Source organism: Sphingomonas sp. NFX23 (genome assembly GCF_049887795.1).
Classification (GTDB): domain Bacteria; phylum Pseudomonadota; class Alphaproteobacteria; order Sphingomonadales; family Sphingomonadaceae; genus Sphingomonas.
In genome coordinates this window covers 274,036-299,551 of the sequence record NZ_JAGEKH010000001.1, presented here as the reverse complement: position 1 = coordinate 299,551, position 25,516 = coordinate 274,036, and the positions used below count along the sequence as shown (strand labels likewise).

Here is a 25,516-nt window from a genome sequence, read left to right as displayed (position 1 = left end):
TGTGAAGGGTGGCTCGGTTCGCGCGCCGCGCGGCCGGTCGCATTGGTCCGCCCGCTATCATCGCTTGGTGTCCCGTGCAACTGACGCAGGCGCGGACGGTTCGTGTAGAGACCACGATGAAGTCACGGCGAAACCGGGGCGAAACAGGAGAGATGCGATGATTCTGGTGATGGGACATATCAAGCTGGCCACAGGCGAGGGCGCAAAGATCGCCGATACGTTGATCGCGCACATGGCCGCCTGCGCCAAGGAAGACGGCTGCGAGTTCTACAATCTCGCGCTCGACCTGGTCGATCCCGACCTGATCCGGATTTCCGAACGCTGGGCGAGTCCCGAAGCGATCGCCGCGCACGGTCAGGCCGATCACCAGAAGGCCTTCGGTCGCGCCCTGCGCGCGTACACCATCGAGCAGGTCAGCGTGAAAGCGTATGACGGCAGCTTCTGGCGCACGCTGATGGGCGACTGAGGCAATTCTTGCGGGCAAGCGGCGTTGCGACTTGCATCGCGCGCCGACCCTGCGTAGAGCGCGCGGCTCGGGCTGCTATGCGGCCCGTTCGGTCGGAGCGTAGCGCAGCCTGGTAGCGCACCACACTGGGGGTGTGGGGGTCGCAGGTTCGAATCCTGTCGCTCCGACCATTTTCTTACATCGATGAAAAGACGCAGCGCTGCTGGCCAAGCCGCGCGCGTTGGTTTTTACGCGACGCTCGCCCCGCCCACAACCGCGCTCCCCTCCCTGAAAGGGAGGGGCTGGGGGTGGGTAGGCCGGCTTGAGTCTCACCGGTCCGAACAGGCGGAAGCCGACCCACCCCCAACCCCTCCCTGCCAGGGAGGGGGGCAGAAGAAGGTTTACGCCGTCTCGCTCACCGTCGCCGCATGACCCACGGCCACCGCGCTCAAGTTAACGATCCCCCGCGCGGTCACGCTAGGCACCATCATCTGCAACGGCTTGGCGAGCCCCAGCAGCATCGGCCCCAGCGGCAGCGACTCGGTCGATGCCGACAGCAACGACACCGCGATGTTCGCCGCATCGATGTTCGGCATCACCAGCAGGTTCGCCGACCCGGTCAAAGGGCTGTCCGCGACCAACCGCCGCCGCAGCGCCTCGGACAACGCCGCATCGCCGTGCATCTCGCCATCGAACTCGAACTCCGGCGCCGCGTCCTTCAGCAACGCATGCCCGGCGCGCATCTTCTGCGCCGAGGGCGACCGCGACGCACCAAAGCTCGAATGCGACAGCAACGCCGCCTTCGGCTCGATCGCGAACGCGCGCACAGCCTCGGCCGCCAGCAACGTCATCTCGGCGATCTGCTCGGCGGTCGGATCGACCGTCACGTGCGTATCGCAGAAGAACAGGCTCCCGGTGCGCAGGATCACCGCCGACATCGCATACAGCCGCGAGACGCCCGGCATCCGCGGTATCAGCGGCATGACGTAGGTCATCTGCGTCCACCAGTCGCCGATGCCACCACAGAGGGCCGCATCGACGCGACCCTCGCGCAGCAGCATCGCCGCCGCCACGCTCGGCCGAGTCCGCAGAGCGCGCTCGGCGCTATCGGGCGGCGATCCGCGACGGCCGACCAGCGCGTTATACCCGGCGAGCAACGGATCGAACACTTCGCGGTCGGTACCCGGATCGAGCACTTCGACATCGGTGCCGATCGCCATCCGCAACCCGCTCGACTGGATCTTCTCGGCGATCACCTCGCGCCGCCCGATCAGCACCGGCCGCCCAATACCCTCGTCGATCACCGTCTGCACCGCGCGCAGCGTGCGGTCGTCCTCGCCCTCGCCATAGGCGATCGAGCGCCCCGCCTGCTTGGCGCGCGCGAAGATCGGCCGCATCAACTGGCCCGAGCGATACACGAACACTTCGAGATCGCGCAGATACGCATCGAAATCCTCGATCGGCCGCGTCGCTACGCCCGAGTCCATCGCCGCCTTCGCCACCGCCGGCGCGACATGCAGGATCAGCCGCGGATCGAACGGCTTGGGAATGATGTAGGTCGGCCCGAACACCGGCGTCGCGCCGCCGTAAGCGGTGACCACCACATCGGACGCCGTCGCACGCGCCAGGGCCGCGATCGCATCGACCGCCGCGACCTTCATCGCCTCGTTGATCTCGGTCGCGCCGACGTCGAGCGCCCCGCGGAAGATGAACGGGAAGCACAGCACGTTGTTGACCTGGTTCGGAAAATCCGAGCGGCCGGTGGCGATGATCGCGTCGGGCCGGGTCGCATGCACCAGTGCCGGCTGGATCTCCGGCTCCGGATTCGCCAGCGCCAGAATCAGCGGATCGGGCGCGAGCAAATGCAGCCATTCCTGCTTCAGCACGCGCGGTGCCGACAGCCCGAGGAAGATGTCCGCCCCCTCCAGCACGTCCGGCAGGGTCCGCGCGTTGGTCGTGCGCGCGTACCGCGCCATGTTCGGCGGCATCACGTCGCCGCGATCCTTGTGCACGACGCCGGCGATATCGGTCAGCGTGACGTTTTCGGGATTGAGCCCCATCGACACCAGCAGGTCGACCGTCGCCAGCGCCGCCGCGCCCGCGCCCGACGTCACCAGCTTCATCTGGTCGAGCCGCTTGCCGCGCAGTTCGAGCACGTTGCGGACCGCGGCTGCACACACGATCGCGGTGCCGTGCTGGTCGTCGTGGAACACCGGGATGTTCATGACCTCGCGCAGCTTCGTCTCGATCTCGAAGCATTCGGGCGCCTTGATGTCCTCGAGGTTGATCCCGCCGAACGTCGGCTCGAGCACGCGGACCGCCTCGATGAACGCCTGCGGATCGAGCTGGTCGATCTCGATGTCGAAACAGTCGATCCCGGCGAATTTCTTGAAGAGCACCGCCTTGCCCTCCATCACCGGCTTCGACGCGAGCGCACCGATCGCACCGAGCCCGAGCACCGCGGTACCGTTGGTGATGACCGCGACGAGATTGCCCCGCGCGGTATAATCCCGCGCCTTGTCCGGATCCGCGGCGATCTCCTCGCACGCTGCGGCGACGCCTGGCGAATAGGCGAGCGCGAGATCGCGCTGCGTCGCCATCCGCTTGGTCGCCTCGACCGAGAGCTTACCGGGCTTGGGATAACGGTGATAATCGAGCGCGGCTTTGCGGAAATCGTCTTCCATGGTCTTCCTAACCTGTCGGCCGCGGCGGCGACCGGGTTGAGCGCGCGGGCAAGGCCCGCGGCGAATGTTCAAGGGAGCGCATAGCCTTAGGCGCACCGATCCGCCAACCCCGCGCGGACGTAGCGTCGGTTTGGGTGGGGAGGGTGCACCATATGCCACCACCCCGGCGAAGGCCGGGCCCAATTGGAACGTCGGACCTAACGAAGCGCGGTCCTTCGTCAGCATCGTCCCCCAGTTGGACCCCGGCCTCCGCCGGGGAGGTGCAGACGAGGGAAGTGGCAATCCTCCCCCGCAAGGGGGAGGTGGCACCGAAGGTGACGGAGGGGGAGGCAAGCGGTCACCTCCGTTGCGTGTCCTCCCCTCCGTCTGGCAAGCGCCAGCCACCTCCCCCTAGCGGGGGAGGATCGAAGAACCGCCAAATTCCCCTGTCCTACAACGAACCAATATGGTTCGCTCGCCCCCAACAAAACCGGGAGCCAGCCATGACCATCGACCACCTCATCGACGCCGTCATCGACCGCGAAGGCGGCTACTCGAACCACCCCGCAGACCGAGGCGGTCCCACCCGCTACGGCATCACGGAAAGCGTAGCCCGCACCAACGGCTACCCCGGAGACATGCGCAATTTCCCCCGCGACCAGGCGGAAACCATCTACCACCGCCTCTACTGGACCCGCCCGGCCTTCGACCAGATCGCCCCCCGAGCCCCGAAAATCGCCGAAGAACTCTTCGACACCGGCATCAACATGGGCCCCGCGGTCGCCGCCACCTTCCTACAACGCGCCCTCAACGCGCTGAACCGCGGCGCCACCGACTACCCGGACATGATCCTCGACGGCCGCATCGGCCCCGCCACGCTCGCCGCGCTCGAAGCCTTCCTCGCCCGCCGCAAACCCGGCGGCGAAACCGTGCTCCTGAAAGCGATCGAGGCGCTCCAGGGCGAACGCTACGTCGCCCTCGCCGAGACGCGCCCGGCGAACGAAGCCTTCCTCTACGGCTGGCTCGCGAACCGCGTCTGAGGCCCCTGCGAAAACGCTCCCAGCGTGTGAACTTTGTGCACTTCCAGATTTCCGGAGACAGCCAATGACCCCACAACCCCTTGATCCAGCGCCAGACCCCTGGATCACCCGAGCCCGCCCGACGTTCCTCTACGTGATGTACACATTGCTGCTCGGCGCGATCCCCGCAGGCCTGATCGCCGCCGTCCGTCCGCAGATGGCGCAGGCGATCGCGGCGGGCATGGCGGCGTATTTGAACGCCATCCCCGAACCGCTCTACGCGCTCTTCGGCACGGGGTATCTCGGCTACACGGTGGCCAGGGAATGGGGGAAGGGGCGGTAACCACCCGAGCCTCCTTCGTCATTCCCGCGGAGGCGGGAACCCATACTGGCAAACCTCAGTGATGAACGGGTGAGGTCCGAGGGTCTGGATCCCCGCCTGCGCGGGGATGACGGATGATGGGAGAGGGGGATGGGAGGCGGCAGGGGGGCGTTGCACCCCCAAAACCAAACCCTACATCGCTGCCATGAGCAACGACCCCCAAGCCATGCCGACATGGCACGGCACCACGATCCTCTCGGTCCGCCGCGGCGGCAAGGTCGTCGTGATCGGCGACGGCCAGGTCTCGATGGGCCAGACCGTCATGAAACCCAACGCGCGCAAAGTGCGCAGGCTCGGCGACGGCAGCGTCATCGGCGGGTTCGCCGGCGCCACCGCCGACGCCTTCACGCTGTTCGAACGCCTCGAACGCAAACTCGAAGCACACCAGGGCCAGCTCCTCCGCGCCGCGGTCGAGCTCGCCAAGGACTGGCGCACCGACAAGTTCCTCCGCAACCTCGAAGCCATGATGATCGTCGCCGACAAGGACGTGACGCTGATCCTCACCGGCAACGGCGACGTCCTCGAACCCGAAAACGGCGTCGCCGCGATCGGCTCCGGCGGCAACTACGCGCTCGCCGCTGCCCGAGCGCTGGTCGAATACGAGACCGACGCGGAGGTGTTGTGCCGCAAGGCGATGCACATCGCGTCCGAACTCTGCGTCTACACCAACGACCGCCTCACGGTCGAAACTATGGATTCGACTACGTAATCCCCCTCCCGCTTGCGGGAGGGGTTAGGGGAGGGGCTGAAATACACCCCACCCACGCCTTCCGCTGCGGCCACGCCCTCCCCCGACCCCTCCCGAGCGGGAGGGGAGAAGGTAACAAAATGAACGACCAGCTCACCCCCAAGGCCATCGTCGCCGCGCTCGACGCCCACATCATCGGCCAGGCCGCCGCGAAACGCGCGGTCGCCGTCGCGATGCGCAACCGCTGGCGCCGGCAGCAGCTCAGCGAAGACCTTCGCGACGAGGTCACGCCCAAGAACATCTTGATGATCGGACCGACCGGCTGCGGCAAGACCGAGATCAGCCGCCGTCTGGCGAAACTCGCCGACGCGCCGTTCGTGAAGGTCGAGGCGACCAAGTTCACCGAGGTCGGCTATGTCGGCCGCGACGTCGAGCAGATCGCCCGCGACCTCGTCGAGGAAGCCATCCGCCTCGAAAAGGAACGGCGTCGTATAGCCGTCAAGGACAAGGCGGAGGAGGCAGCGATGGGTCGCCTGCTCGACGCGCTGGTCGGCAAGGATTCGAGCACCGCAACGCGCGAAAGCTTCAAGCAGCGCTTCCTCGACGGTCACTTGAACTCTGCCGAAGTCGAGATCGAGGTCGAGCAGGCGCCGACCACGCCGTTCGAAATCCCCGGCGGCGCGCCGCAGATGATCAACCTCGGCGAGATGATGAAGTCGTTCGGCGGCGGCCAGCAATTGAAGCGGCGGAAGTTCACCGTCCACGCGGCCTGGGACAAGCTCGTCGAGGAAGAGGCCGACAAGCGGCTCGACCAGGACGAGGTCAGCCGCGCGGCGCTTGCCGACGCGGAAGCCAACGGCATCGTCTTCCTCGACGAGATCGACAAGATCGCGGTGTCGGACGGCCGCGGCGGTTCGATCAGCCGCGAAGGCGTCCAGCGTGACCTGCTCCCGCTAATCGAGGGCACGACGGTTGCGACCAAGTACGGCCCGATGAAGACCGACCACATCCTCTTTATCGCCTCGGGCGCGTTCCACGTCGCAAAGCCGAGCGACCTGCTCCCCGAATTGCAGGGTCGCCTGCCGATCCGTGTCGAACTGAAAGGCCTCACGGAAGCCGACTTCGTCGCGATCCTGTCCGACACGAAGGCGTCGCTGCCGCTGCAATACAAGGCGCTGATCGCCACCGAAGGCGTCGGCATCGAGTTCACCGAAGACGGCATCGCCGCGATTGCGCGCATCGCCGCCGAGGTGAACTCCGAGATCGAGAACATCGGCGCGCGGCGTCTGCAGACGGTGATGGAAAAGCTGCTGGAAGAGGTAAGCTACAACGCCGAAGACCGCGGTGGCTCGAACCTCGTCATCGACGGTGCCTACGTCGACAGCCAGCTCAAGGAAATCGCCCGCAACACCGACCTGAGCCGCTTCGTGCTGTAATTGTTTTCCTGCGAATGCAGGAATCCAGGGTAACAAGGCAAAACGCTCGTAAACCCTGGACTCCTGCGTGCGCAGGAGAACAAATTGGCGAGGAGAAACCATGGACGTGACTGAAGCCATAGCCGCTCGCCGCTCAGTCCGAGGCTTCCTCGACACCCCCGTCGATCCCGCGCTACTCCGCGACCTCGCGATAAAGGCGTCCCGAGCGGCAACCGGCGGCAACCTCCAGCCCTGGCACATCGCCATCGTCCAAGGCGAACCCCTGGCCCGCCTCAAGGCGACGATGGTCGAAAAGCTAGCAACCGGCGCAACCGAAACCCCAGCCTACGACGTCTACCCAAAAGACCTCGCCGCTCCCTACCGAGACCGCCGTTTCTCGGTCGGCGAAGCGATGTACGCCCACCTCGGCATCCCCCGCGACGATAAGCCGGCGCGGCACAAATGGTTCGCTCGGAACTTCGAATTCTTCAGCGCCACCGCCGCCTATTTCTGCACGGTCGACCGCCGCATGGGCCCGCCGCAATGGTCGGACCTCGGCATGTACCTGCAAAACCTGATGCTGCTCGCGGTGGAAGCCGGCCTCGCCACCTGCCCGCAGGAATGCTGGGCGATGTACCCGGAGACAGTCGGGAGGGTCTTGGATCTGCCCGAAGACCGCATGCTCTTTTGCGGCATGGCGATCGGCTACGAGGACAAGAGGGCACCTGCCAATGCGTTGCGCACGGAGCGTGCGGACGAGGCGGAATGGCTGACAACGATCCGCTGATTTAGGCCATCGACCCTAACCAAGACATCACCCCGGCGAAGGCCGGGGCCCAATTGGGTGACGATGGTAACGGAGCGAAGCACCTCGTCACGTCGGCTTACCAATTGGGCCCCGGCCTCCGCCGGGGTGGAGTGCATGTGCTGAGTGCTCGTCGCCAAGCTTGTTCACCCGCGAAGGCGGGTGCCCAGACTGGGTCCCCGCCTTCGCGGGGAAACAAGTTTTTAGAGCACCACCGTCACCGGCTTGGCCCCCTTGATCCCCGCAAGGATCATAGCCTCCCAAACCGCAGGGTCACCCGCCGCGGCCATCGCCTTGTCAGGCTCGCGGAGAGTCTTCAGCACTGCCAGCGCATCGGGCAGATAATCCGCCCACGCCGCATCGATCAACCGCGAAGCCGACTCGGCATCGCCGCCGGCGTTCGCGCTGATCCGCTGTCCCGCCAGCACGCGTGCGACGCGTTCGGCGACAGGTGTAGTGGAAACGTCCATGAGCATTCTCCTCGCGGGACCGGTCTACACCAAACCCGCGAGGCGAACGAATGCTCCTTAGCGTGCCGAGCTCGGACCCGCGCCACGGCTCGGACCACGGCCGCCGCCACCAGCCGGACGACCACCGCCGCCCTGACCACCAGGACGACCACCGCCCTGCGGACGACCGCCGCCACCTTGGCCGCCGCCGCCACCCTGGCCACCACGGCTCGCACCCGCATAGTTACGGCCGGTCGTCCCGGTCGCCCGCGGCGAATGCGTCGCGCGCGGCCGTGCCGGATCGCGCGGACGATCGATCCGAACCTCGGGATCGGCACCCATCGTCTTCACGCGCGTCTGCTTGATCTGGTTCGACAGGTTGACGAAATCGTCCGGCAGCGACCGGACCTGGACCTTCTGGCGGGTGATCCGCTCGATGTCGCGAAGGTAAGCCTTCTCGTCATCCGCGCAGAACGCGACGGCGATGCCGCTCGCGCCCGCACGCGCGGTACGGCCGATGCGGTGGACATACTGCTCGGCGACGTTCGGCAGCTCGAAGTTGATGACGTGGCTGACGCCCGAGACGTCGATGCCGCGTGCGGCGATATCGGTCGCGATCAGGACCTTGACCTTGCCCTGCTTGAACTCGCCGAGAGCCCGCTCGCGCTGGCCCTGGCTCTTGTTGCCGTGGATCGCGTTCGACGCGATGCCGTTGCCCGCGAGCAGCTTCACGACGCGGTCGGCGCCATGCTTGGTGCGCGTGAACACCAGCGCGCGGTCGATCGCAGGATCGGCCAGCGTGATCGTCAGCAGCGCCTGCTTCTCCGACTGGTTGCAGAAGGTGACATACTGGTCGACGCGCTCGGCGGTCGTCGCGGCCGGCTTGACCGACACGGTCTTCGGGTCGAGCAGGAACTGGCTGGCCAGCTCACGGATCGCGACCGGCATCGTCGCCGAGAAAAACAGCGTCTGGCGCTTCTTCGGCAGCATGCGGACGATCTTCTTCAGCGCGTGGATGAAGCCCAAGTCCATCATCTGGTCGGCTTCGTCGAGCACGAGGATCTCGATCATCGACAGGTTGCAGAAGCCCTGCTCGATCAGGTCGATCAGGCGGCCCGGCGTGGCGACGAGAATGTCGACGCCGCGGCTCAGGTCCTGGCGGTTCTTGTTGATACTGGTGCCGCCGAACACGGTGGTCACCGACATCTTGCTGAACTGGCCGTAGGCGCGGGCGCTGTCGGCGATCTGGCTGGCGAGTTCGCGCGTCGGCGCGAGCACCAGCATGCGGCAATGCGTCGGCAGGACGCGCTTCTGGGTTTCGGTCAGGCGCTGGATCGACGGCAGCACGAACGCCGCGGTCTTGCCGGTGCCGGTCTGCGCGATGCCGAGCAGATCGCCGCCCTCGAGCAGGATCGGGATCGACTGCGCCTGGATCGGCGTCGGCTCGGTATAGCCCTTGGCTTCGAGCGCACGGACGAGCGGCTCGGCAAGGCCGAGGTTTGCAAATGACATGTAGAGTCTCTCAAATAGATGCCGGGCTCGCGAACCCACACAAGGACGCGCGAGGGGCGGTGGTGTTTTGACACCCCGCGTGAAAAGGGAAGCCCGTTGGAAACGACCGAGGCGGAGCTAAGACCGTTAAAGGTCCAATCACGCTGCATTACGCCTCGATAGCGGCCATCTGGCGTATCACGGTCGAAAAGTCAACCTTCGGCCCGTTTTTCACTCATGGCGGAGTCAGCGGCGGATCTGCCCAAGGTGCAGATAGCGCTCGTTGAACTCGGCCGCATCGCGCAGGCGGGGCCAGTCGATCACGCTTACTTGGCGCTTCTTGCGCGCGATCAGGCCGTCGGTCTCGAGCGATTTCAACACGCGATTGACGTGGACGGGGGTGAGGCCGAGCGCATCGCCCAACTGCTCCTGCGTCATCGGCAACTCATACGCCATCGCATCGGCGAGCGTCGATTTCTGGAACCGCACCGAAAATTCACATAGCAGATGCGCCAGCCGGCTCCGCGCATTGCGCCGCCCGACATTCAACAGCCACTCGCGGTGGATCGACGACTCGATCAGCGCATCGATCCACAAGGCCTGGCCCGCCGCCGGACATGCCTCGATGAAAAGACGCAATGCCGCGATCGGCACTTCGGCAAGCGTCAGCCGCGTCAGCGCCTGGATGTCATGATCGGATTCATCGAGGAACAGGTTCTGCAGATCGACGAACTCGCCCGGCATCAGGATCGACACGATTTCGCGCTCGCCGTTCGGCGTCAGCTTCTGTCGATAGGCCAGGCCGTCCAGAATGAACGCGCACCGCGTCGGACGCTGGCCCTCGCGCAGCATATAGGTCGACGCATCGATCGTCCGGACCTTGAACGGCAAGGCCGCGATCTGCGCACGGTCGTCCGCACCCATCGCCATCCGCGATTCGAACTTCCGTAACACCTTCTCAGTCACGGTGGAGATATCCACGTGCACTCTCCGCATCCAGTGCAGGAGCACTCGTTTCTCGCTGTCACCCTCTCTGGAATAGCGCGTTGCAACAATACGCACCTTATCCCAGGATTGACCGGGCCGACAAAACCCATGTTATGACATTTATGCGCCCGATTGCCGGGACCGTGGCGAAAAACGAGGCTAGCCGTTCGCCTAGCTCGTTTCGTCGATCGTCACCGTGACCGTCAGCAGAACGCTACCCGCCTCGTTCCGTACGGCGACGCTGAACCGAGCGCCGTCGCGTGCGATCCCCGGATGATCGCTCAGATAATCACCCGCGAAAATCACCGCCTGGACGCGTGCTTCCTCGTCGTCCGCCAGATTCGTGCCGTCGTCGTCGTTCACGTGTTTATGGTTGTCGATATCGAAGAAGTATCTGGGCATGCTCACCTTCCTCGACCGTTACGCAAGTTCGAACCTATCAGGTCGACATTGGCTCCGCTCTTACCAAAATCAGGTTTGCTGCGCGCTGCATGCTCGACTTGAACTCCGTCACGGGCGTAGGATGCGTGCAAACATATAGAGGATCCGCCCCATGAAACTGGCCAGCCTGAAGCATCCCGACGCCACCCGAGGACGAGACGGCAAGCTCGTCGTCGTCTCCAACGACCTCGCCTGGTATGCCGATGCGAGCCACATCGCGCCGACGCTGCAGGCCGCGCTCGACGACTGGGACCGGCTTTCGATCGACCTCAAGAACCTGTCGACCGATCTTGAGCACGAGATGATCCCGATGCGGCGCTTCCACGAGCATGACGCCGAGTCGCCGCTGCCACGTGCGTATCAATGGGCCGACGGCTCTGCGTACGTGAATCATGTTGCGCTCGTGCGACAGGCGCGCGCGGCGGAGATGCCCGACAGTTTCTGGCATGATCCGTTGATGTATCAGGGCGGTTCGGATGGGTTCCTCGGACCCCGCGATCCGATCCCGCTCGCCGACGAGTCCTGGGGTTGCGACATGGAGGCCGAGGTCGTTGTCGTCACCGGCGACGTGCCGCTCGGCGCGAGTCGCGAGGAGGCGCTGGCGGCGATCCTGCTGGTCGGGCTGACCAACGACGTGTCCTTGCGCAACCTCATCCCCGGCGAACTCGGCAAGGGCTTCGGCTTCTTCCAGTCGAAGCCGGCCAGCGCGTTCTCGCCCGTCTTCGTCACCCCCGACTCGCTCGGCGACTGGTGGAAGGACGGCAAGCTGCACCGCAAGCTGATGGTCGACCTTAACGGCCAGCCGCTCGGTCGCGCCGAGGCCGGCGAGGACATGACGTTCGACTTCGGTACGCTGGTCGCGCACGCCGCCAAGACCCGGAAGCTCGGCGCGGGGACGATCGTCGGATCGGGCACCGTCTCGAACCGCGGCCCCGATGGTGGTCCCGGCAAGTCGGTAGCCGAGGGCGGCGTCGGCTATTCCTGTCTCGCCGAAGTGCGGACGATCGAAACGATCCAGGGCGGCAAGCCCGTCACGCCGTTCCTCAAACAGGGCGACGTCGTCCGCATCTGGGCGGAAGACGACAAGCGCCATCCGATCTTCGGCGTGATCGAGCAGACCGTCGGCGGCTGAATTCTGCGGAGGGGGAGAAAAAATCCGCGCGGCACATCGTGAATGCGCAACTCCCCCTCGCAATCTGCGTTGAAATTTTATAACAAGCCTCGGTAAGAGTGTTCCGCGGTCACAGCGGCCTCATGGAGATGGAATGACGATGGCAAGCGAGCATCCGCGCGCCAATTTGCAGCCACTTACGCTGCATATCCCCGAGCCGAAGTTCCGCCCCGGCGACGCGGTGGACTTCGCCGAAGTCGACGTGCCGCCCGCCGGCGAGGCGCGCCGCCCCGACACCGCGGACAAGGCGTCCGATTTCATCGATCTCGCCTATACGCTGGTCCGCGTGCTCGACGACGACGGCAACGCGGTCGGCCCGTGGGACCCCAAGCTTTCGCCTGACGTGATGCGCCGCATGTTGCGCAGCATGGCGCTGCTCCGCGCGTTCGACGAGCGCATGTTCCGCGCGCAGCGGCAGGGCAAGACCAGCTTCTACATGAAGGCGCTCGGCGAGGAGGCGGTCGCAGTCGCGGCGGCCTATGCGCTCGACTACGAGGACATGTGCTTCCCCTCGTATCGCCAGCAGGGCCTGCTGATCGCACGGGGCTGGAGCCTCGTCGACATGATGAACCAGATCTATTCGAACACGGCCGATAGGCTCGGCGGCAAGCAGCTGCCGATCATGTATTCGGTCAAGGAAGCCGGCTTCTTCTCGATCTCCGGCAACCTCACCACGCAATATCCGCAGGCCGTCGGCTGGGCGATGGCCTCGGCCGCCAAGGGCGACACGCGGATCGCCGCAACCTGGTGCGGCGAAGGCTCGACCGCTGAGGGCGACTTCCACTCCGCCTGCACGTTCGCCGCGGTCTACCGCGCGCCGGTGATCTTCAACGTCGTCAACAACCAGTGGGCGATCTCCAGCTTCTCCGGATTCGCCGGCGCCGAGGCGACGACCTTCGCGGCGCGCGCGGTCGGCTACGGCATCGCCGGGCTTCGAGTCGACGGCAACGACGCGCTGGCGGTCTACGCAGCGACCGAATGGGCCGCCGAGCGCGCGCGTACCAACCAGGGGCCGACGCTGATCGAGCATTTCACCTACCGCGCGGAAGGCCACTCGACCTCCGACGACCCCGGCCAGTATCGCAGCGAGGGCGAACCCAACGCCTGGCCGCTCGGCGACCCGATTAAGCGCCTGAAGGACCACCTCATCGCGATCGGCGAATGGGACGACGAGCGTCACGCCGCGCAAGACAAGGAGCTCGCCGAGCAGGTCAAGGCCGCGCAGAAGGAAGCCGAGAAGAACGGCATCCTCGGCCACGGCCTGCACCAGCCGCTCGAGTCGCTGTTCGACGGCGTGTTCGAGGAGCTGCCGTGGCATCTGAAGGAGCAGCGTCAGCAGATGCTCGATGAGGAAACGGCCAGCGGCCGTCCATGGGATCGCAAGGCATGAGCGACATGATCGAGGCACCCGTGTCCGAAACAACGGACGCCGAACCCACCACCCGCATGAACATGATCCAGGCGATCAACTCCGCCATGGACATCATGATGGAGCGCGACCCCGACGTGATCGTCATGGGCGAGGACGTCGGCTATTTCGGCGGCGTCTTCCGTGCGACCGCCGGGCTTCAGGCCAAGTACGGCAAGACCCGCGTCTTCGACACCCCGATCACCGAATGCGGCATCATCGGCGTCGCGGTCGGGATGGGCGCGTACGGCCTGCGCCCGGTCCCCGAGATCCAGTTCGCGGATTACATCTACCCCGCACTCGACCAGCTCGTCTCCGAAGCGGCGCGTCTGCGCTACCGCTCCGCCGGCGAGTTCACCTCGCCGATCACGGTGCGCTCGCCGTTCGGAGGCGGCATCTTCGGCGGCCAGACGCACAGCCAGTCGCCGGAGGGGCTCTTCACCCATATGTCCGGCATCAAGACGGTGATCCCGTCGACGCCGTATGACGCCAAGGGCCTGCTGATCGCCGCGATCGAGGATAACGACCCGACGCTCTTCTTCGAACCCAAGCGCATCTATAACGGCCCGTTCGACGGCTACTGGGATCGCCCGTCGCAGAACTGGTCGAAGCACCCGGCCGGCGAAGTTCCGACCGGCTACTACAAGATCGAACTTGGCAAGGCGAAGATCGTCCGCGCCGGCGAGGCGCTCACCATCCTCGCCTACGGTACGATGGTCCATGTCTGCGCGGCCGTCGTTGCCGAAGCCGGGATCGACGCCGAGATCGTCGACCTGCGCACGCTCGTTCCGCTCGACATCGAGACGATCGAGGCCTCGGTGAAGAAGACCGGCCGCTGCATGATCGTTCACGAGGCGACCCGCACCAGCGGCTTCGGCGCGGAGCTGTCGGCGATCGTCCAGGAACGCTGTTTCTACCATCTCGAGGCGCCGATCGAGCGCGTGACCGGGTTCGACACGCCGTACCCGCACAGCCTCGAATGGGCGTATTTCCCGGGGCCGGTTCGCATCGGCGAAGCCCTGAAAAAGATCATGAAGGACGCATAATGGCCCGCTTCACCTTCAAGCTGCCGGACATCGGCGAAGGCATCTCCGAGGCCGAGATCGTCGCGTGGCACGTCGCCATCGGCGACCGCGTCGAGGAGGATTCGCCGATCGCCGACATGATGACCGACAAGGCCACCGTCGAGATGGAATCGCCGGTGACCGGCATCGTCGTCGAACTCGCGGGCGAAGTCGGCGACCAGGTGTCGATCGGCGCCGCGCTGGTGGTGATCGAGACGGACGCGGTCGATACCGCGGACGAAGTTGTCGCCGCGCCACTGACCTCGGCACAGGCCGAGACCGCCGAACAATACGAAGCCGAGAACCCGGGCGTCGAAGAGGTCGCAACAGAAACTCCCTCTCCCCTACGGGGAGAGGGTCGGGGTGAGGGGCAGCCCCAGGCTGAAACGCCGGCAACTGCCCCGACCCCTCACCCCAGACCTCTCCCCAACGGGGAGAGGGAGCAGCAAGCACGTGCTCTCCCCAACGGGGAGAGGGAGCAGAAGGCGCAACCCGTTCCTGCTGCTGAGGCGGAGCAAAAGGCCCACGCGCTCGCATCCCCCGCAGTCCGAGCCCGCGCCCGCGACCTCGGTATCGACCTCGCCTCGGTCAAATCCGACTCCGACCGCGTCCGCCACGCCGACCTCGACGCCTACCTCCGCTACGGCGCCGGCGAAGGCTACCACCCCCCGCACGCCAGCCGCGCCCGCGAAGACCAGCCCATCAAGGTCATCGGCATGCGTCGTCGCATCGCCGAGAACATGGCCGCCTCGAAGCGCGCCATCCCGCACTTCACCTATGTCGACGAGATCGACGTCACCGCGCTGGAGGCGATGCGCGCCGACCTCAATGCCAACCGCGGCGGCCGCCCCAAGCTGACGATGCTGCCGCTGATGATCGTCGCGATCTGCAAGACGATCCCCGACTTCCCGATGCTCAACGCGCGCTACGACGACGAGGCCGGCGTGGTCACGCGCCACGGCGCCATCCACCTCGGCATGGCCGCGCAGACCGATGCGGGCCTCACCGTCCCCGTGATCCGCGACGCACAGGACCGCAACGTCTGGCAGCTCGCGACCGAGATCACGCGCCTCGCCGAAGCCGCCCGCGCCGGCAAGCTCGCCCCCAACGAAATGGGCGGCGGCACGATCACGGTAACCTCGCTAGGCCCCCTCGGCGGCATCGCCACGACCCCGGTCATCAACCGCCCCGAAGTCGCGATCATCGGCCCCAACAAGATCGTCGAACGCCCCGTCTTCAAGGGTGACGAGGTGGTTCGCGCGAAACTGATGAACCTGTCGATCAGCTGCGACCACCGCGTCGTCGACGGTTGGGATGCGGCAAGCTTCGTCCAGGGCCTCAAGAAGTACCTCGAAACCCCCGTCCTGCTCTTCGCCGACTAAGCGAGAATGAAGGGCATGCACCGCGGAAACCTGACGATCGAGGGTAGATTCGAGGGCATGCTCGCCGGCACCGCGATCGTCCCGGCCGGCGCTACCGCCGAGATCGCCGGGATGATCGACGGCACGCTGATCGTCGAACCCGGCGCAACCGTGCTCGTCAGCGGGATGATCGACGGCGAGATCGTCGATCGCGGCGGCCAGATCACCGTAACCGGCATGGTCAGCCGCTAACCGCCGCCCTCCTACGCAGCGGAAGCGAAGAACCCAGACAATCCTCCCCCGCCAGGGGGAGGTGGCAGGCAAAGCCTGACGGAGGGGGCGGCAAGCGGAACCGCTGTTTAGGTCGCGCCTTACCCCCGGGCTTTCTGCAAGGACCCCGCAATCCGCCGCGCAAGACTGCGTGGCGTAAACCGTATCCCCTCGGCCATCGCGAAGTTCAGCGCACCCGACACCTTCACCGCCCGGTTTGCGGCCAGCGCCGCCAACCCGTCGCGCACCACCGCCGCCGGATCGCTCGCCAATCGCTCGAACAGCGCGGTATCGCCAAGCCCCGCCACATCGGCGAACTCGGTCCGCGTCGGCCCGGGGCACAGCGCCGCCACGCGCACGCCCTTGTCCTTCACCTCCTCGTGCAGCGCTTCGGAAAAGCTCAGCACGAACGCCTTGCTCGCGTAATAGACCGCCATCCACGGCCCCGGTTGGAACGACGCGACCGAGGCAAGGTTGAGTACCCCGCCAGACCCACGCGCGATCATCTGCGGCAGCACGGCATGCGTCAGCGCCACCAATGCACGGCAATTGAGGTCGATCATGCCCAGTTGCAGCGCGCTATCGAGGTCCGCGAAATCGCCCCGTGCACCGAACCCCGCGTTGTTGACGAGTATGTCGATCGGCAACGCCGCAGCTGCGATGGCAGCAATGAGCGTGTCCGGACCAGCCTGATCCGCAAGATCGGCGGCAAAGACATGCACCGTGACGCCGTGCGCCGCACGCAGTTCGGCCGCCAGCGCCTCCAACCGATCGACCCGACGCGCGGTCAGGATCAGCGCATTGCCCTGGGCCGCAAGCGCCCGCGCAAAACCTTCGCCCAACCCCGCCGATGCGCCGGTGATCAATGCCGTCGTGATAGGCCCGCACCCCTATCTAAGGAGCCGCGAACCTGCGCCGCCGCCGATGTCTTGGCAACAGCACCCTCTCGCATCAGGGAGAGGGAAGGGGCCCGCGGCGCCTTCGCCGTGGGAAGGGTGAGGGCACGCATTCACCGGGCCTGCATCAAACGATCTCGAACAACCCCGCCGCGCCCATGCCCCCCGCGGTGCACATCGACACCACCACATAGCGCACCCCGCGCTTGCGCCCCTCGATCAGCGCATGCCCGACCAGCCGCGACCCCGTCATCCCGAACGGGTGCCCGACTGCGATCGCGCCGCCGTTGACGTTGTACTTCTCCGGATCGATCCCGAGGAAATCGCGACAGTACAGGCACTGCGACGCGAACGCCTCATTCAGCTCCCACAGCCCGATGTCTCCAACCGACAACCCCGCCCGCTCAAGCAGTTTCGGTATCGAGAAGATCGGCCCGATCCCCATTTCCGCCGGGCTGCACCCCGCCGCCTGGAACCCGCGATAGATGCCCAGGATATCCTTGCCCTCGGCCTCGGCCGTCTTGCGGTCCATCAGCAACTGCGCCGACGCGCCATCGGAAAGCTGGCTAGCATTGCCCGCAGTCACGCTCGATCCCGGCCCCGAGAACTCGCCGCCCGGCCACACCGTCTTCAGCCCGCGCAGCCCCTCCAGCGTGGTGCCCGCGCGAATGCCCTCGTCCTGCGACAGGGTGACGCTCTCGATCCCGGCATGCGCGCCCTGCTTGTCGTACAGCGCCTTTTCCACCGTGATCGGCACGATCTCCTCGGCAAACGCTCCGCTCGCCAATCCGGCGGCAGCACGCTGCTGGCTCATCGCGGCGTATTCGTCCTGGGCCTCGCGACTGATCCCGTATTTCTCCGCGACGATCTCCGCGGTCTCGATCATCGGGATATACGCCGCCGGCTCCTTCGCCACGACGCTCGCGTTGACGAAGCGCGGCGCGTCCTTCGTCACGGTATAGCTGATCGACTCCATCCCGCCCGCCAGCGCGACATCCGCCTCGTCGCACATGATCGTCCGCGCCGCGAGCGCCACCGCGGTCAGCCCCGACCCGCACTTCCGATCGAGCGTGAACGCCGGCACCGACTCCGGCAGCCCGCCCGCGAAGATCGCCATCCGCCCGGCATTGCCGCCCTGCGTACCCCATTGATTGCCGACGCCCCAGAACACCTCGTCGATCCGCGTCGGATCTACCCCTGCGCGCTCGACCACCGCGTTCATCACATGCCCCGCCAGCACCGGCGCCTCGGTCGCATTGAACGCACCCCGATACGCCTTGCCGATAGCGGTACGGGCGGTCGAGACGATGGCGGCTTCACGCATGCTGGAACCTTTCGAGGATCGGGTATGCACTCGACCTAGGCTTTCCGGCGCGGCGGCGAAACCCCTTAAGGAACGCGCGCGAGCCATCCCCCGGTAAATCCGGCACGGTCCAGCCCGCGTCGGATATGCGGGTTCCGGCGCATCGTGTTCCATACCATGCCGGTCCGCCAGTTCTCGATCATCGCGACGATCGGCCCCTGGTCGATACCGAGATAGTCGACGTCGACCCAGCCTACGCCGGGCACGATCCGGCCATGCTTCAGCGGCTCGCCCATCTCGGTCAACGTCGGGTTGAAGGCGTCGAAGAACCCGTATTTGCCGTAGATCCCCTTGCCGTATCGATCGTCCATCGCGGTGATCGTGGGGATGACGAGATCCGGCGCAAACACGATCGATCCGACCGCCGCAGTCGGCGCGAGCGTACCGTCGTCGCGCGCGCCGGGCCCGCGTTCGGAGTAACTGAAGAACTCCCGCGCCCGCCCGCCGATCGTCGCCTTGAAATCGCCGGGACCGTCGCACGCGGTCAGTCCCCAGATGTCGGGGCCATAGCCCGCAAACCCGCCCGCATTGGCGATCGCATAGTCGCGCTGTGCGATCGTTGCGCGCTTGCTGTTCTCGAAATAATCGATGCCCTTGGTCGCGATATACGCGTCGCGGATGCCGCGGAAATCGACCCAGACATGGCTGTACTGGTGCACGAACATCGGCGGATAATGGAGATGATCGCCGCGCCACGACGGTTCGAACTTTTCGGTCAGCGCCCCCCAGGTCGATGGCGGCAGCGGATGCGTCGGCGAGCCCAGCGCGAGCAGATACATCAGCATCCCCTCGTTGTAGATATTCCAGTCGCTCGGGATGAAGCCGCTCTCGGGATGCCAGCCCATCGACAGGAACGGCGCACGCGGCGTGATCCACGTCCAGTCGACCGCGCCGTAGATCTGATCGGCGAGCGCGCGGATCCGCTGTTCCTCGGGATGATCGCCGTCGAACCAGCTCTGCGCGAACAGCATCCCGCCAAGCAGCAGCGCGGTATCGATCGTCGACAGTTCCGCGCGCGCGAACCGCTGGCCCTTGGTGATGCCGAGAAAGTGGTAGAAGAATCCCTTGTACCCGCTGTTGCCGGTCGGCTCGGGGCCCATCGGTGCGATCGCGAAGAACTCCATCGTCGCCAGCGTCCGCTTGCGCGCCTGTTCGCGCGTGATCCAGCCGTTGACGACGCCGATCGGATAGGCGGTCAGCGCGAAGCCGACCGCGGCGATCGACGAGAAGGACGGCGTCGGCCAGCGATCGAGCGCGAGCCCGGTGACCGGATCGGTCGTGTCCCAGAAATACAGGAACGCACGCTCCTGCAGATTGTCGATCAGCGGGTTGGCGGACGGCGGCGGTGCAGGCGGCGCCGTGCCTGTAACGCTCTCGATCGCCTTGACCAGCGGCCGCCCAACCGATGTGCATCCCGCGGTAAGTCCACCGAGCGAGATCGCCCCGGTGCCGAGAAACTGCCGTCGATCGAGCATCCGAACTCCTGATCAGGGTACGCCACGACCATGAGGTCGGGCGGGCGACTGGAAGGGTCGCCCGTCCTTAACGCATCAGAATCTGTAACCAACCCTGAACTGGATCCGCCGCGGGAGGGTCAGCGTGCTCGTGCCGATCCGTGCAGGCTCGAGCGGATCGGTCGCCTGACCGGTCGCGGGATCGATCGTGTTGTTGAACGAGGCGTCGAACCCTTCGAAGTTCTTGTTGTTGAACGCGTTGAGCAGATCGACCGCCGCCTCGAACTGATCCTCCTTGCCGAGCACGCTGAAGCGCTTGGCAAGCGTCAGGTTGACCTCGCAATAGGCGAACACGCCCTTGATGCAGTTCTTCCGCGGATAGCGCGCGGTGAAGCGGTTGAAGCCCGAATCCGCGCCGTTGGTGGCGTCGGTGACCTGGAACGCCTGGCCGCTGCCCAGCGTGTTCAGCATCGAGAACTGGAAGCCGAGCGGCAGGTCGACCATGCCCGAGATCACCACCCGGTGACGTTCGTCGCCGGCACGCGGGCGCCAGCCATAGGCGTCCGGCGTGATCGCATCGAGGCTGAACAGGTCGCCGCCGTTCTGCTCGCCCTTCGAGAAGGTGTAGGCGACGTTCAGGCCCCAGCCCGACGACTTGGTGTAGTTCTTGTCGAGCGTGAAGTAGATCGCCTTGTACCGCGTATCGAGTCCGTCGAGGCCGACGATCGCGTTCGCATAGCCGAACGGTTGCAGCGGCGCGGTGTTGCAGCAGCCACCGAGCCCGTTCAGGGTCCGCGTCGCGAAGATGTTGGTATAGCCGTTGCGCCCGCGAATGTAGGAGGCGGTCAACGCGGCCTGGAAGATCCCGACCTTCTGGCGAATGCCGATGCTCGCCTGGTCGTTGACCGGCGGGCGCGCGTCGTTCTTTACGGCGAACAGTTCCGGCAGCCCTTGCGTCGAGGTGGCAGCGAGCTGCAACAGCCCGTCGCGCGTCAGATAGGCGGGATTCCACTGGACGGTCGGCAGGCCCTCGCGCGGCGCGCCGTTTGGCGAAAAGCGGAACACGCCGATCGGGTTGATCGTGCGGCTGAGCTCGTCGACCGTGTTGTTGAAGTTGTTGCGATCGTAATAGCGCCCGATCCCGCCGAAGATGACCGTGGTCTGGTCGTCCTTCAGATCGTACGAAAACCCGAAGCGGGGGGCGATCGCGCCAGCGAACGGACTGCGGTTGCTGCCGTCGGTGATGTAGTTTTCCGGATCGAAATACGACGTCGTGGGCAGCGCGCGCAGCGCGGCGGCGGCGTTGGCGGGCGTACGATATTCGTTGTTGAAGCCGTTCGTTTCGTAATCCCAGCGGACGCCGACGTTGAGCTGGAGCTTGCTCGTCACGTCCCAGTCGTCCTGTACGTACAGGCCGATCTGCGTGTTCGAAGCGAGGATCTTGCCGCTGCCGAGGCCCAGTCGTGCTTCGGCCGGCGACGCGAAGGTCAGCCCATTTTGCGGCTCGCGCCGATAGGTATAGCGCGGCTGGATGAACGACTGGTTGTCGAACTCGATATCGGTGATCTCGACGCGGGCGCCCGCCTTGAACGAGTGGTTCTGAAGGCCGGTATAGGTGACGTCGTCGCGCAGCGTGTAGCCCTGCTGGACCTCGCGACGGGTTGAATCCTTGCCGCCGAATATGATCACGCCGTCATAGTCGTAGGTCGGGAGATCGGGGTTGAGCGACGTCGGATTGAACGTGTAGCTCAGGTAATTGGCGTTGAACTCGTTGATGAAGTCGCTGCCGGTATAGGTCCATTTGTACAGATACGTGTCGACGACGTTGATCTTGTTCTCGGCGTTTTCATACGAGACGTTGCCGCCGAAATTCTGGATGTCGGTTTCCTGGCGACGGCTGAACGACAGGTCCATCACCTGGTTGCTGTCGGGGGTCAGCGTCAGCTTGCCGAAGTAGAAATCGCCACGGAACGGGCTGACGAACGCGCCTTCGAAGTCGCTAAGGCGACGCCCCGAATTGGCCTCGAAATCGGCGACCGCCGCAGTCGAACCGGTGCTGTCGACGTTGAACGCGCGATCTTGGTCGTTGCCTTCGTAAGTCGCGAAGAAGAACAGCTTGTCCTTGATGATCGGGCCGCCGAGCGACACGCCGTATTGCTTGCGCTTGAAGGCGGGTTCGGGGCGGTTGTTGGCCTTGTCGAGGTAGGATTTCTCGCTGAGGCTCTTGTCGGTATACTGGCCGAACGCCTCGCCGTGGAACTCGTTGGTGCCCGACTTGGTGACCGCAGTGATGATCGCGGCGCCGGCCTGCTCGTACTCGGCCTTGTAGTTCTGCGTCAGGACGCGGAATTCCTGCACCGCCAGCTGGCCGAACGGGTTGCCACGGCTGTTCTGCTGGCCGGCGACGCCGCCCTCGCGCAGCTTGTTCTTCAGGCTGACGCCATCGATGAAAACGTTGACCTGGCTGGCGGTCGACGCGCCCGACTGGAACCCCTTGTTGGTCTCGCTGTCGTTGTATTTCACGCCCGGCGCGAGTGCTGCGAACGACAGGAAATTGCGATCGGTCTGCGGCAGGTTGCGAATCTGCTGCTGGCTGACGTTGGTCGCGACTTCGCTGGTCCTGGTCTCGACCAGTCGCCCGCCGGTAACCACGATCTCCTGGCCATCGCCGGTGGCCGGAGCCGAGCCGCCGGTCGTGGCGCCTGTTGCGTCGGTGTTCGCAGCCGAAGCCGCCGCCGCCGGTGCGAGCACTGCGTCGAGCGTCGCGGACTGGCCGATCGAGACGATGATGCGCTGTACCGATACGTCGCCGTTCGTACCCGTGACGGTGATCGTGTACTGCGCCGGCCGCAGCCCGTTGAGGATGTAACTCCCGTTCGCTGCCGTCACCGTGCGGAAGCTCTGGTTGGTCCCCCCGTTTACCGCCACGACCGTCGCGCCCGCCACCGCCGCGCCCGCCGAATCACGCACCTGTCCGCGGATCGCGGCGGTCGTCGTCTGCGCGGTCGCGGTGGTCGGCAGGGCGACTGCCGAACCGAGGATCGTCGTCGTCACCAGCGCAGCGCGCAGCGCCGCGACCATCATGGTCTTCATGTCGAATAGTCCCCTGTGTTGGACGGGATCGGCAAATGGCTGGGCACAATCGGGGCTGTCCTGCCGATGGCAGTGCCGAATGCTGCTGCTCGCGACGGTCGCGACCCCATGCCCTGGACCTCTCCGGTTGCCGCTCCCGATGAAGACGGCCCCGGCGCCATGATCTTTGTCGCGCTGCCGGGATCGAGGCTCTACGCTCGCTTCTCGAACTCTGCCAATGGGTGGAAGACGTCGGGCGTGGATTCGGCGACGGTCCGTGTCATAATCGCCACAATCCATGTTTGCGGCCCATATTAGCCGCGTTCGACAGTAATGAGGCTGAAGATGACCAATGATCCCTCGGGTTTTTCCGGCGTCGACGTCATCCGAGACGGGCATGTCGCGATCGTCACGTTCGCGCGGCCGCCGCACAACTTTGCCGATCTCGCGCTGATCGAGGCGATCGGCGCCGCGTTCGCCGCCGCGGATGCCGACCGCGACGCGCGCGCGATCGTCCTGCAATCCGAGGGCAAGGTGTTCTGCGCGGGGGCGGACCTCGTCAACGCCAATCCGGTCGCCGCGGACCGGACGGAAGGCGAGCGCAACCCGTTCTACGTCGCCGCCGCCAGGCTGTTCGCGGTCGAGACGCCGGTCGTCGCCGCGATCCAGGGCGCAGCGGTCGGGGCAGGGCTTGGCCTCGCACTGGTCGCCGATTTCCGCGTGGCCTCGCCCGAGGCAAAGTTCGTCGCCAACTTCGTCCAGATCGGCTTCCACCCCGGCTTCGGGATCTCCGCGGTGCTGGAACGCGTGATCGATCGCCAGCGCGCGCTGCTGATGACCCTGACAGGGCGCCGCATCCGGGCGGAGCAGGCGGAGTCCTGGGGGCTGGCGGACGCGGTGGTACCTGCGGACCAGTTGCGTGCTGAAGCGCTGTCGCTCGCAAGGGAGATAGCGGCCGGCGCGCCGCTCGCGGTCGGCTCGACGCGAAAGACGATGCGCGGAGACCTGTTCGCGCTGGTCCAGTCACAGACCGATCACGAACTCGCCGAACAAGCCTGGTTGCAGAAGACCAACGACTTCGCCGAAGGTGTCCGCGCCGTCAGCGAACGCCGTCCCGGCAATTTCACCGCCACCTGATTGTTCCCCCGCGAAGGCGGGGGCCCAGACTGGGCTACCGCCTTCGCGGTAGAACAAGCTTGAAGCGGGGCCGCCCCTCACTTCATCAAGACAAGCTCTTCCGCCATCGTCGGATGCAGCGCGACGGTTGCATCGAAATCGGCCTTGGTAAGCCCGGCTTTCACCGCCACCGCGGCCGATTGCAGGATTTCGGGGCAGTCGGGCCCGATCATGTGGATGCCGACGACCCGATCGGTCTCGCCGTCGCAGATCATCTTGTATAGCGAGCGCTCGTTGCGGCCCGCCAGCACGTTCTTCATCGGCCGGAAGTCGGACGTGTAGACCTTCACCGAACCCAGCGCCTGCTTGGCCTGCGATTCGGTCATGCCGACGCCGGCCATCGGTGGGTGGCTGAACACGGCTGCGGGAACGTTGGCGTAATCGACGCGGGTTGGCTTACCGCCGAAGAACGTGTCGGCAAACGCCTGCCCCTCGCGGATCGCGACCGGGGTCAGCTGGATGCGGTTGGTGACGTCACCGACCGCGAAGATCGAGTCAGAGCTCGACTTGTTGTCCTCATCGACGATCACCGCGCCCGCCGCGTCCATCTCGACGCCAGCGCTCTCGAGCCCGAGCCCCTTGGTATTGGGCAAACGGCCGGTAGCGAACATCACGAGGTCGACGACGATCGGCTCGTGGCCGCTCATCTTGACCGTCAGGCACCCGTCCGAATCCTTCTCGATGCTCTCGAACGCAGCGTTGAACCGAAAATCGATGCCCTTGCTCATCGATATCTGGAGCAGGCGATCGCGGATCGATTCGTCATAGCCGCGCAGGATCACGTCGGTCCGGTTGACCAACGTCACATGCGATCCGAACTGGTGGAAGATCCCGGCGAACTCGTTGGCGATATAGCCCGCGCCAGCGATCAGAACGCGCTTCGGCACGTCGTCGAGGTGGAACACCTCGTTCGAGGTGATGCCGTGTTCGGCGCCGGGGAACTCCGGGGTCAAGGGATGCGCACCGACCGCGATCAGGATCTTCGCGGCGGTCTTCGTGGTGCCATCGGCGAGCGTGACTTCGTTCGGCCCGGAAACGACCGCACGCTGGTGGATGATGTCGACATGGTTGTTCTGCAGCGTGGTCGTGTAGGCGCCGTTGATCCGGTCGACCTCCTCCATCACGTTGTCGCGCAGCGTCGGCCAACTGAACGCGCAATTGTCGGGCACCTGCCAGCCGAAGCGCTTTGCATCCTTCAGATCCTCGGCGAAATGCGCGCCGTAGATCAGCAGCTTCTTCGGCACGCAGCCACGGATGACGCAAGTCCCGCCGACCCGGTATTCCTCGGCTACCGCGACGCGCGCACCGTGCGCGGCGGCAACGCGCGACGCACGCGTGCCACCCGAGCCTGCGCCGATGACGAAGAGGTCATAGTCGAATTGGGTGTCGGTCACGGATGTGGTCTCGGTCACGGGCAGTCCTCGTAGGTCGCGTGCCGCGGGGCGGCTTTGCATGCCATCTGGGGCAGGGGGCGCGAAGCGGCAACCCCGGCGCGG

The 25,516-nt window shown here is 65.6% G+C and carries 21 protein-coding genes, 1 tRNA gene and 1 pseudogene; 13 read left to right on the top strand and 10 right to left on the bottom strand.

Features of this window, described 5'->3' with window-relative positions:
• The first annotated feature begins 157 nt into the window (after positions 1-157).
• On the top strand, positions 158-466 hold the full coding sequence (locus tag J4O76_RS01405; protein ID WP_426279852.1) for a putative quinol monooxygenase: 309 nt from the start codon (positions 158-160) through the stop codon (positions 464-466).
• 93 nt (positions 467-559) lie between these two features.
• Positions 560-636: transfer RNA gene (locus tag J4O76_RS01400), tRNA-Pro, on the top strand.
• Between the two features lie 210 nt (positions 637-846).
• On the opposite strand, the gene J4O76_RS01395 is transcribed toward J4O76_RS01400, so the two are convergent.
• Positions 847-3,129: an NADP-dependent malic enzyme gene (locus J4O76_RS01395; protein WP_426279851.1), complete on the bottom strand. Its 2,283-nt coding sequence runs from the start codon at positions 3,127-3,129 to the stop codon at positions 847-849.
• A 482-nt stretch (positions 3,130-3,611) separates the two neighbouring features.
• Between J4O76_RS01395 and J4O76_RS01390 the strand changes: the two genes are divergently transcribed.
• The 5 genes and pseudogenes from J4O76_RS01390 (at position 3,612) to J4O76_RS01370 (ending at position 7,399) form a co-directional block, all read left to right on the top strand.
• Positions 3,612-4,148, top strand: coding sequence for a glycoside hydrolase family 108 protein (locus J4O76_RS01390; RefSeq protein ID WP_426279850.1), 537 nt, complete (start codon positions 3,612-3,614; stop codon positions 4,146-4,148).
• A gap of 88 nt (positions 4,149-4,236) precedes the next feature.
• A pseudogene (locus tag J4O76_RS01385) lies at positions 4,237-4,470 on the top strand (3TM-type holin); the annotation flags it as partial.
• 205 nt (positions 4,471-4,675) lie between these two features.
• Positions 4,676-5,218, top strand: coding sequence for an ATP-dependent protease subunit HslV (gene hslV / locus J4O76_RS01380; RefSeq protein WP_056053053.1), 543 nt, complete (start codon positions 4,676-4,678; stop codon positions 5,216-5,218).
• Between the two features lie 119 nt (positions 5,219-5,337).
• On the top strand, positions 5,338-6,633 hold the full coding sequence (hslU, locus tag J4O76_RS01375; protein WP_426279849.1) for an ATP-dependent protease ATPase subunit HslU: 1,296 nt from the start codon (positions 5,338-5,340) through the stop codon (positions 6,631-6,633).
• A gap of 100 nt (positions 6,634-6,733) precedes the next feature.
• Positions 6,734-7,399: a nitroreductase family protein gene (locus tag J4O76_RS01370; protein ID WP_426279848.1), complete on the top strand. Its 666-nt coding sequence runs from the start codon at positions 6,734-6,736 to the stop codon at positions 7,397-7,399.
• A gap of 221 nt (positions 7,400-7,620) precedes the next feature.
• On the opposite strand, the gene J4O76_RS01365 is transcribed toward J4O76_RS01370, so the two are convergent.
• From J4O76_RS01365 to J4O76_RS01350, 4 genes are all read right to left on the bottom strand, one after another.
• Positions 7,621-7,887 (bottom strand): hypothetical protein, encoded by a 267-nt coding sequence (locus tag J4O76_RS01365; protein WP_132896051.1) that lies wholly within the window; start codon positions 7,885-7,887, stop codon positions 7,621-7,623.
• 57 nt (positions 7,888-7,944) lie between these two features.
• A complete protein-coding gene (locus J4O76_RS01360) occupies positions 7,945-9,378 on the bottom strand; it encodes a DEAD/DEAH box helicase (RefSeq protein ID WP_426279847.1) in 1,434 nt (477 codons plus the stop codon).
• 225 nt (positions 9,379-9,603) lie between these two features.
• A complete protein-coding gene (locus tag J4O76_RS01355; RefSeq protein WP_243650061.1) occupies positions 9,604-10,338 on the bottom strand; it encodes a Crp/Fnr family transcriptional regulator in 735 nt (244 codons plus the stop codon).
• Between the two features lie 177 nt (positions 10,339-10,515).
• Positions 10,516-10,746 (bottom strand): DUF6894 family protein, encoded by a 231-nt coding sequence (locus J4O76_RS01350; RefSeq protein WP_056066769.1) that lies wholly within the window; start codon positions 10,744-10,746, stop codon positions 10,516-10,518.
• Positions 10,747-10,897: 151 nt separating this feature from the next.
• Here J4O76_RS01350 and J4O76_RS01345 point away from each other — a divergent pair, with 151 nt between their 5' ends.
• The 5 genes from J4O76_RS01345 (at position 10,898) to J4O76_RS01325 (ending at position 16,041) form a co-directional block, all read left to right on the top strand.
• Positions 10,898-11,917 (top strand): fumarylacetoacetate hydrolase family protein, encoded by a 1,020-nt coding sequence (locus J4O76_RS01345; RefSeq protein WP_426279846.1) that lies wholly within the window; start codon positions 10,898-10,900, stop codon positions 11,915-11,917.
• A gap of 139 nt (positions 11,918-12,056) precedes the next feature.
• The gene (locus J4O76_RS01340) at positions 12,057-13,346 is read left to right on the top strand and encodes a thiamine pyrophosphate-dependent enzyme (protein ID WP_056053050.1); all 1,290 of its coding nucleotides are present in this window, start codon (positions 12,057-12,059) and stop codon (positions 13,344-13,346) included.
• Between the two features lie 56 nt (positions 13,347-13,402).
• A complete protein-coding gene (locus J4O76_RS01335) occupies positions 13,403-14,410 on the top strand; it encodes an alpha-ketoacid dehydrogenase subunit beta (protein WP_426280389.1) in 1,008 nt (335 codons plus the stop codon).
• Positions 14,410-15,810, top strand: a complete 1,401-nt coding sequence (locus J4O76_RS01330; protein ID WP_426279845.1) for a dihydrolipoamide acetyltransferase family protein — start codon at positions 14,410-14,412, stop codon at positions 15,808-15,810. Before J4O76_RS01335 ends, J4O76_RS01330 begins: the two co-directional genes overlap by 1 nt.
• Positions 15,811-15,825: 15 nt before the next feature.
• A complete protein-coding gene (locus J4O76_RS01325) occupies positions 15,826-16,041 on the top strand; it encodes a hypothetical protein (RefSeq protein ID WP_426279844.1) in 216 nt (71 codons plus the stop codon).
• A 119-nt stretch (positions 16,042-16,160) separates the two neighbouring features.
• On the opposite strand, the gene J4O76_RS01320 is transcribed toward J4O76_RS01325, so the two are convergent.
• The 4 genes from J4O76_RS01320 to J4O76_RS01305 all read right to left on the bottom strand — a co-directional run bounded on the left by J4O76_RS01320 (position 16,161) and on the right by J4O76_RS01305 (position 22,865).
• A complete protein-coding gene (locus tag J4O76_RS01320) occupies positions 16,161-16,925 on the bottom strand; it encodes an SDR family NAD(P)-dependent oxidoreductase (RefSeq protein WP_426279843.1) in 765 nt (254 codons plus the stop codon).
• Positions 16,926-17,082: 157 nt separating this feature from the next.
• Positions 17,083-18,279 (bottom strand): thiolase family protein, encoded by a 1,197-nt coding sequence (locus tag J4O76_RS01315; RefSeq protein WP_426279842.1) that lies wholly within the window; start codon positions 18,277-18,279, stop codon positions 17,083-17,085.
• 65 nt (positions 18,280-18,344) lie between these two features.
• The gene (locus tag J4O76_RS01310) at positions 18,345-19,793 is read right to left on the bottom strand and encodes a glucoamylase family protein (RefSeq protein ID WP_426279841.1); all 1,449 of its coding nucleotides are present in this window, start codon (positions 19,791-19,793) and stop codon (positions 18,345-18,347) included.
• A 75-nt stretch (positions 19,794-19,868) separates the two neighbouring features.
• Complete coding sequence (locus tag J4O76_RS01305) at positions 19,869-22,865, bottom strand: TonB-dependent receptor (RefSeq protein ID WP_426279840.1); 2,997 nt, start codon at positions 22,863-22,865, stop codon at positions 19,869-19,871.
• A gap of 324 nt (positions 22,866-23,189) precedes the next feature.
• Here J4O76_RS01305 and J4O76_RS01300 point away from each other — a divergent pair, with 324 nt between their 5' ends.
• Entirely contained in the window at positions 23,190-23,981 is a 792-nt protein-coding gene (locus J4O76_RS01300) for an enoyl-CoA hydratase/isomerase family protein (protein WP_426279839.1), read from the top strand.
• A 77-nt stretch (positions 23,982-24,058) separates the two neighbouring features.
• Here J4O76_RS01300 and gorA read toward each other — a convergent pair whose 3' ends face one another.
• On the bottom strand, positions 24,059-25,414 hold the full coding sequence (gene gorA / locus J4O76_RS01295) for a glutathione-disulfide reductase (protein WP_426279838.1): 1,356 nt from the start codon (positions 25,412-25,414) through the stop codon (positions 24,059-24,061).
• Positions 25,415-25,516: the final 102 nt, after the last annotated feature.